Genomic DNA, 6,865 nt, shown 5'->3' on the forward strand with positions numbered 1-6,865 from the left:
TAGCTATAGAAGACGGATTAGTAGTACCTGTAATCAAATTTACTGATACGCTAACGCTTACCCAAATAGGTGCTTTAGTAAAAGACTTAGCTGGTAAGGCACGCAACAAGAAATTAACTCCTGCCGAAATGGAAGGAAGTACTTTCACAGTGTCTAACTTAGGTATGTTTGGAGTAGATGTATTTACCTCTATCATCAATCAGCCTAACTCAGCAATCCTTTCAGTAGGTGCTATCATCGAAAAACCAGTAGTGAAAAACGGACAAATAGTAGTGGGACACACTATGCAAGTAACCCTTGCGTGCGACCACCGTACTATAGACGGTGCTACCGGTGCTCAGTTCTTACAAACACTGAAATCATATATTGAAAACCCTGTAACTATGCTTGCATAGTATAACAGAGAAAAGGAAGAAAAATCGCTGCGGCTTATGGCTTGCAGCGTTTTTTTTATGGCACTAATTTTGTTATTTTAGAAAAAAAGAATACCTTTGCGTGCTAATTACACAATTGCTTGATATGAACAAGAGAAACGCAAAAACGATTTGGTTACTACTTACTACCTTTTTACTGCTGCAAAGCTGTAAGAAAAATCCTGCTTCGCACCCCGATTCATCCTTAAGAGACACGGGAGAAGAGATTTATAAAGAAGCGCTAACCATTGGCGTAGATACTTCTGCTGCTACCTTTGAAAAACTATTTATAGCTGATGCTGACCAAAAGAAAGGTGTACAATCAGATACTTATAACTATTACACACAAAATGGAAATAAAACACGTTGGCTGTACCAAGATATGCCTTCGCGGCTGTTTGCTGAGTATCTCAGCGTATTAGACAGCATTACCAACGATGGACTAAACCCTGAGACTTATAGGCGCAATGCCTTAGCAAAGGCGGTAGACAGTGCTTATACCCACCAATTATCAGATGAATACAAGGCTAATTTAGACAAGGAAATCACTGCTTCATTCTTTTTACTAACACAACACCTCAGCAAAGGGCGACTTAGCAGAAAAAACTATGGCAATCACTCGTGGATTCCTCCTAAAAGTAAAAGGAAAAATGTAGATTTACTTTTAAACATAGATGATAAGCAGCCTCTAAGCACTGTAATTAACGGTTTATTACCCCAAAGTAAGCAATATCAGCAGATGAGAGAGAAATACGTTCTGCTAAAAAAACAAACACTTGATTCTGCTGAGACTATTGATTTTGCAAACTTTAAAGATTTCGTATACGGCTATACTGCCCCTGTAATAGAAAAGTTGCGCAAAGGACTTAAACAAAAAGGTTTTGAAGCTATAGCAGAAGCTGACCCACAGACTGTAGATAGCACTTTAATACGCACTGTACAGCGTTTTCAAGAGAGTAAAGGACTTACCCCTGACGGAGTATTGGGCAAACAAACGCTCTACTTTATCAATATGAACGATACAAGAACACGCGACCTACTAAAGCTAAATATGGAGCGTATGCGGGTGTTTAACAACTACTTAGGAGATCATTATGCTATTGTAAATATTCCTGATTTTAAGCTCTTGCTATTTGAGAAGGACTCTGTACTATTTGAAACGAGAGTAGTAGTTGGAAAATCGGCTACCTCTACCCCCATTTTTACGGACACTATACAGTATGTGGAGTTCAGACCTACGTGGTCAGTACCGCAAAGTATCATCAAAAAAGAAATGATACCCCAAATAGTATCGCAAGCTAACCCCGAAAAATACAAAAATCGCGGTTATACGATGTATGAAAATGGTAAAAAAGTAGACCCTACCCAAGTAAATTGGAATGACCCAGCTGTACATAAGAGAGGATTCTACTTTGTAGAAGCCCCTTCAGCCAACAACTCGTTAGGCTTAGTAAAGTTTATCTTGACTAACGGTATGAGTATCTACCTACACGATACCCCTTCTAAGCACTTTTTCGACCGCGATTACCGCGCCTTGAGTCACGGATGTATACGGGTGCAAAATCCTTCGGAACTTGCCTATCATTTACTAAAAAATGAAGAGAGCCAGACTCCTTGGACAATAGAAAAAGTAACTGAAGCGATGCAAAATACTAAAAGAAGTCAGTATCGCATTGCACTGAAGACTAAATATAAGGTAAACATTATCTACTACACCGCTTGGGTAGATAACAACGGAGAGGTAGTTATTAAGAACGATATTTACGAGCTTGACACCCCTCAGCTAAATGAAATAAAGCGGTTTGAAAGTTAACTTTCAAACCGCTTTATCAATTATGAATTTTGAATTATGAATTAGACTTCAATCCTTTTTATTTCTTCTTTTAACGCCTCAGAGGCCTCTACTAATGGCAAGCGCACATAAGGCTGACATAAGCCTTTAGCTGCTAAAATAGCTTTGATACCTGTAGGATTACCCTCTTTGAAAGCGGCAGCCATCTTAGGCATTAATGCATAGTGCAATTTATTAGCTTCGACTGTCTTACCTTGTAAGCCTAAGCGCACCATTTCTGAGAACTCTTTTGGATAAGCAATGCCAATCACTGAAATAGCTCCACTACCCCCCATATATACTGAAGGTAGCGTAGTAGCATCATCACCAGAAAGGAAGGTAAAATTAGCAGGCATATCTTTGAAGATATTCATATCGAGTTGCAAATTACCAGAAGCCTCTTTTACAGCCACTATATTCTCGAAATCATTAGCTAAACGCAGTATCGTTTCAGCTGTAAGTGATACTCCTGTACGTCCTGGTACATTATAAAGAATTATAGGTAACGGAGTTTCTGTAGCTACTGCCGCAAAGTGTGCATACAAGCCATTTTGCGAAGGTTTGTTATAATAAGGTGTAACCGAGAGTATCGCTACAAAATGAGTTAAATCGGTAGTTTTGATTTCATCAATTACATTCTGCGTATTATTACCACCGATACCTAAGACCAAAGGCAAACGCCCTTTATTTGCCTCGATAATAGTGCTGCGCACTATCTTTTTTTCTTCCTTAGTAAGTGTAGGAGCTTCGCTAGTAGTACCTAAAACTACTATGAACTCTACCCCACCGTCAATCACATAGTTCACTATATTGGCTAATGCCTTAGTGTCTACCTGCCCATCGGCAGTAAAAGGTGTAATTAGGGCAACACCTGTCCCTTTTAGTTGGCTTGTCATAATTTTTCTATTTATGAATAATTGTACTTAAAACTTTTTTCACTTCGTTTACGAATACGGCTTCCTGATTAGGGGTACAACCGATGACTATATCATTATATTGTAAGTCAATACCTTGGAAACCAATGCGCAATTTGGCTTTGATAGACGAAGAAAGCAGCAACAATGGCAGCTTGGGTTCATTAAAATAATTGATAAGCAAATCGTACTCCTGCTCAGCCAAACGGTCGGCGTGGTAATTGCGTATTTTGCCCTGCCAATTGATTTCTTTATCAATGAGAATAGGTGTACCGTTAGCGTGTGTTTCTTCTGATACACGTTTATACCCTAAAATGATATAGTTTTCGGGACGTATGGCATAATACTTAATAAGCCCCAAAAGCGGATTAACATCTTTTACAACGTCCATATCCACTATACAGCCCACTTTGGTTAATTCATTGTTTAACAATTTATTATAATTATCCAAAGCTTTAAAATTCTTGCCAATTTTATTTTTTATATAATAATTCTTTACTATTTCCAAAATATTTGTAATTTTGCGTGTGATTGCAAAGGTAACAATAAATTTTAAATTTAAAAGATTATTTATGAGAAAGTTTAAACAATTAAATCATTACTTCATCGTGTCATTGATTGCGATAGGGCTTCTCAGTGCTTGCGCTGCCCATATCAACAAACCAGAATTGACAAAAGTAACAGCAAAAAATATAGTAATTACCGATACTATACCCTCTCTAAATCAGGTAGATAAGTTTATTATGCCCTATAGGAAGCACGTAGAGGAAGAAATGAGCAAAGTGCTGAGCCAAAATGCAAATGACTTAGTGAAAGACCGTAAACACCCACGGCTAAATACTGCTATCTCTAACCTATTTGGTGATACTACTTACGAAATTGTATCGCCTATTTATAAAAAACGCACAGGTAACGATATTGATTTTGTGCTGATGAACTGGGGTGGCATTCGCGCTGACCTTGCTAAAGGCCCGGTAACAGTGGGAGATGCCTACGCCCTTATGCCATTTGAAAACGAGGTAGTAATCGTAACAATGAAAGGTGAAAAAGTGCAAGAATTAGTTGATTACCTTATCAAGCACCGCCTCCCCCACCCTCTCTCTAAACAGGTAGCTCTGCAAATAACCCAAGATGGAAAAATTGTACAATTCACCATTAATGGTAAGCCTTTTGACCCCAACGCCACCTACAGAGTAGCTACTTCAGACTACCTATTCAACGGTGGTGATGCTATGTACTTTTTCGGCAACCCTATACAAAAAGAGGATACCGGCTATAAAATACGCAACGTATTGATTGATTACTTTAAACAAACAGACGTGATAGACGCTAAAGAAGACCACCGTTTTGAATACAAACCTTAGAATTATTATGGAAAGAAGAACATTTATTAAAAATATAGGAGCTTCCTCTCTACTTGTAGGCTTAGGAGGACTTGGCTCGCTATCTATGAAGCCTAATAATGCAAAGCATATCACTATTTTGCATACTAATGACACTCATAGCCATATAGACCCTCTACCCCTAAATGACCCCATTAACCCCAATAAGGGAGGGGCTGCCCGTAGAGCACAACTGATAGAACGCATTAGAAAAGAAAACTCTAATACGCTGCTGTTTGATGCCGGTGATATCTTTCAAGGAACGCCCTATTTCAACTTTTACGGAGGAGAATTGGAGTTTAAAGTAATGTCGATGTTGCGATATGATGCTGCCACATTAGGCAATCACGATTTTGACAACGGCTTAGAAGGACTTTATGCCCAACTGCCTCACGCTAAATTTGATTTTATCATCTCGAACTACGATGTAAGCAACACAATACTCAACGGGCATACAAAACCTTATAAAATATACTTAGTAGATGGTATAAAAATAGGAGTTTTTGGTATTGGTGTTGAATTGGAAGGATTGGTAACTAAACAGAATTATGGGGAAATTGTATATCTTGACCCTATAGAAATAGCACAAGATATGGAGCGAAAATTACGCAATGAAGAAAAGTGTGACCTTATTATCTGTCTTTCGCACATAGGTTATGACTATAAAGATAACCCTAAAAAGGTAAATGACCTAAAAGTAGCTGCCCAAACTTCGCATATAGACCTTATTATCGGAGGACATACACACACTTTCTTAGACCGTCCTACCTTGGTAACTAACAGAAGCGGCAATACTACTTTAGTAAACCAAGTAGGGTGCTATGGCATCAATTTAGGGCGTATAGACTTCTATTTTGAAGAGAATACATTAGTGAAAAACCAATCAGTAAGTATTGAAGTATAAGTAGTTAGAAAATAATATGCAAAAAAGTTGCTCTTTTTTTTGCATATTAAAAAAAGTTATGTACCTTTGCAACCGATTTAAAGAGCAGGCCTGAGTGGCGGAATTGGTAGACGCGCACGACTCAAACTCGTGTTCTTCGGAGTGAGGGTTCGATTCCCTCCTCAGGTACAAAAAAAGCTATCCTAATTAGGATAGCTTTTTTTATTGTCTTTACTTAGGTAGTTATTTTATAGTATCTAACTTCCCTTGCGATTTGAGCAACTCTATTTCTGCTAACTTGTAATCTAAAAGTGCATTTGTATAGTTATTCTTTGCATCAGACAAAGAACGTTCTGCATCTAACAAATCGGTGAGAGAAGCTAAGCCCTGCTGGTAATTATTCTGCGTATTGAGCAACACTTCTTCAGCTAACTTTACATTTTCTTTTTGTGAATCTATTGTAAGTAGATTATTATTTAGTTGGCTATGAGCATTTTCATAAGCCAAATCCATAGCGAGGTGGGTGTCTTTGAGGGTAGCTTCTAAAGCTTGGCTTTCTATCTGAGCTTGGCGTATTTTAGCTGTAGTGCCAAAACCTGAAAAAATAGGTACACTAACCCCTAACGTAATAGACGAATAATCAGCCCCATATACTTTATCCTTTTTACCATAAATAATTGGCATTTTAGGCCCCATACTTAAATAACCATAAGTAGCTTGTAACATCAAAGAAGGATAGAGAGCTGCACGTTTTACCTTTACATTGATATCCAAAAGTTGTTTCTGTTTTTCGAGGACTTGTAACTCTATGCGATTGTTAGTGCCTCCTTTGGCAAAAGCAAGATCGTAATTAGCTTCAAAACCATCTTTAGGAAGTATGATTTGCTCATTCATAGGCATTCCTATCATATATTTGAGAGCATTTTCAGAGAGTTGTAGTCCGTTAAGGGCTTGCTGTCTTGCAGACTTAAGATTATTCAGCGCTACTGTGGTACGATCTAGGTCTATTTTTTTAGCTAAACCAGCTTCGTTAAGACCTTTTACTACCCCTGCTGTCTTCTCGGTAAGGGCTAGGTTTGCTTCTACATTTTGCAACATCTGACGGGTTTGATATACCTGATAATAGGCTTTAGCTACCTTTTCGATAATCTCATTCTCAGTAAGTTGTTGATTAAGCAGATAAAACTCGTGAGTAGTGCGTGCTGCTTTAAGCCCCATAAATACAGCTTGACTGAAGAGCATTTGAGTAAGTTTAGCTTCAGCATTAGCTGACCATTTTTGTCCCATTTCCATTTTTAAAGGGCCACCACCAGGTATACCAAAGGTACTACCATCAATATAAGTGGCTTGTAACTTAGGGTTGTATACCATACCACCTGAAGCTGCAAGGTTAGGCAGTGCATTAGCACGTACTTCTTGTATCTGGTATTCACTCTTCTTCA

Annotated in this window: 7 protein-coding genes and 1 tRNA gene; 5 read left to right on the plus strand and 3 right to left on the minus strand. The window is 38.2% G+C overall.

The genetic code is table 11. The features are described from left to right. Positions 1-395, plus strand: a 395-nt coding sequence (locus HMPREF9074_RS09265; RefSeq protein WP_034540384.1) for a 2-oxo acid dehydrogenase subunit E2, incomplete at its 5' end; no start/stop codon positions are given. Between the two features lie 124 nt (positions 396-519). Continuing rightward, positions 520-2,226: a L,D-transpeptidase family protein gene (locus tag HMPREF9074_RS09270; protein ID WP_009389834.1), complete on the plus strand. Its 1,707-nt coding sequence runs from the start codon at positions 520-522 to the stop codon at positions 2,224-2,226. Positions 2,227-2,267: 41 nt separating this feature from the next. Here HMPREF9074_RS09270 and dapA read toward each other — a convergent pair whose 3' ends face one another. After that, positions 2,268-3,140, minus strand: a complete 873-nt coding sequence (gene dapA / locus HMPREF9074_RS09275; protein ID WP_009389833.1) for a 4-hydroxy-tetrahydrodipicolinate synthase — start codon at positions 3,138-3,140, stop codon at positions 2,268-2,270. 7 nt (positions 3,141-3,147) lie between these two features. Continuing rightward, on the minus strand, positions 3,148-3,666 hold the full coding sequence (locus HMPREF9074_RS09280; RefSeq protein ID WP_009389832.1) for a DUF6913 domain-containing protein: 519 nt from the start codon (positions 3,664-3,666) through the stop codon (positions 3,148-3,150). Positions 3,667-3,730: 64 nt separating this feature from the next. Between HMPREF9074_RS09280 and HMPREF9074_RS09285 the strand changes: the two genes are divergently transcribed. The 3 genes from HMPREF9074_RS09285 (at position 3,731) to HMPREF9074_RS09295 (ending at position 5,612) form a co-directional block, all read left to right on the plus strand. After that, on the plus strand, positions 3,731-4,522 hold the full coding sequence (locus HMPREF9074_RS09285; RefSeq protein WP_034540395.1) for a 5'-nucleotidase C-terminal domain-containing protein: 792 nt from the start codon (positions 3,731-3,733) through the stop codon (positions 4,520-4,522). 7 nt (positions 4,523-4,529) lie between these two features. Next, the gene (locus HMPREF9074_RS09290; protein ID WP_009389830.1) at positions 4,530-5,444 is read left to right on the plus strand and encodes a bifunctional metallophosphatase/5'-nucleotidase; all 915 of its coding nucleotides are present in this window, start codon (positions 4,530-4,532) and stop codon (positions 5,442-5,444) included. Positions 5,445-5,532: 88 nt separating this feature from the next. Then, positions 5,533-5,612 (plus strand) — tRNA-Leu (locus HMPREF9074_RS09295). A 54-nt stretch (positions 5,613-5,666) separates the two neighbouring features. On the opposite strand, the gene HMPREF9074_RS09300 is transcribed toward HMPREF9074_RS09295, so the two are convergent. Next, a partial coding sequence (locus HMPREF9074_RS09300) for a TolC family protein (RefSeq protein WP_034540387.1) occupies positions 5,667-6,865 on the minus strand: 1,199 nt, incomplete at its 5' end.

The organism is Capnocytophaga sp. oral taxon 329 str. F0087 (genome assembly GCF_000213295.2).
Taxonomy (GTDB): Bacteria; Bacteroidota; Bacteroidia; order Flavobacteriales; family Flavobacteriaceae; genus Capnocytophaga; species Capnocytophaga leadbetteri_A.